Annotated in this window: 1 protein-coding gene; it reads right to left on the bottom strand. The window is 67.6% G+C overall.

Going from position 1 to position 1105, the window contains the following annotated elements; all coding sequences use genetic code 11:
• Window positions 1–46: 46 nt before the first annotated feature.
• The gene (locus tag IG65_RS0133960; RefSeq protein ID WP_030519011.1) at window positions 47–952 is read right to left on the bottom strand and encodes an IS5 family transposase; all 906 of its coding nucleotides are present in this window, start codon (window positions 950–952) and stop codon (window positions 47–49) included.
• Between the last annotated feature and the right edge of the window lie 153 nt (window positions 953–1105).

The raw sequence follows: 1105 nt of genomic DNA, 5'->3' as shown, positions 1-1105 counted from the left end.
TAGGTTCTGTGTCGAAGTGAAGTGAGGGCGGCCCTTTGAGCCGCCCTCACTCGTGTCGCAGCCACTGATTGATGACAGCGATGTGGACGGTCGCCAGGTAGCGGACAGCGAGCTTGTCATACCTGGTAGCCACGGCCCGGTGCTGTTTGAGCTGGTTGATGCCACGTTCGACGGCGTTGCGGTCCCGGTAGACCATGGAGTCGAACGCCGGCGGCCGGCCACCGGCACTGCCGCGGTTACGGCGGTGCGCGACCTGGTCGGCCGGGACCGGGATCGTGGCCTTGATGCCGTGCCGGCGCAGCCAGTCCCGGTTGCCGCGACTGGAGTACGCCTTGTCTGCCAGCACCCGCTCGGGCCGCACCCGCGCTCGGCCACCGGCCGGCTTGACGACCTCGATCGCGTCGAGCACCGCCGCGAACTGGGGACTGTCACCGGCCTGACCAGCCGTGATCACCATCGCCAACACTCGGCAGCCTTGCTCACACGCCAGATGCAGCTTCGTGGTCCAGCCACCACGTGACCGGCCCAGACCATGGTCAGTGGGCTCGGGGTCACCGCCACCGCCGGGTGGTTCGGCCTGCCCTCCGCTGTCGCGGCGGGCGCCGGCAGCGTGCTGGTGGGCTCGCATGATGGTGGAGTCCACGCTCACCTGCCACCGGATCCCCCCGGCCGCATCGGTGAATGCTTGCAACAGTTTCACGATCAGCAGCCACACTCCGCCGCGCTGCCAGCGACGGAACAGCCCGTATATCGCCGACCAGGATCCGTACTGCGGCGGCACGTCCCGCCATGGCACCCCGGCTCGGGTCCGCCACCGGATCCCGTCGATGAGCTGCCGTTTCGTCCACTGCGGCGGGCGTCCCGCCTTCTTGTTACGGGGCAGCAGCGGCTCCAGCCGAGCCCATTGGGCATCGGTCAGGTCTGCGCGCCCCGCCACCGCTACGCTGGTCACGAGGTCTCCGGTAGTTCTCCGGTTTTGCTTGGTCGCTCAACCACCTACCTGAGACCTCGCCCATATGCCAACGCGGACAGCATGTTCCGAGACGAGTTGAGGGTGGCACCGCTACGCGGTGCCACCCTCAACTCACTTCGACACAGAACCTAG

This window comes from Nocardia sp. NRRL WC-3656 (genome assembly GCF_000720265.1).
Lineage (GTDB): Bacteria > Actinomycetota > Actinomycetes > Mycobacteriales > Mycobacteriaceae > Nocardia > Nocardia nova.
This window is presented reverse-complemented; position numbering and strand designations above follow the sequence as displayed.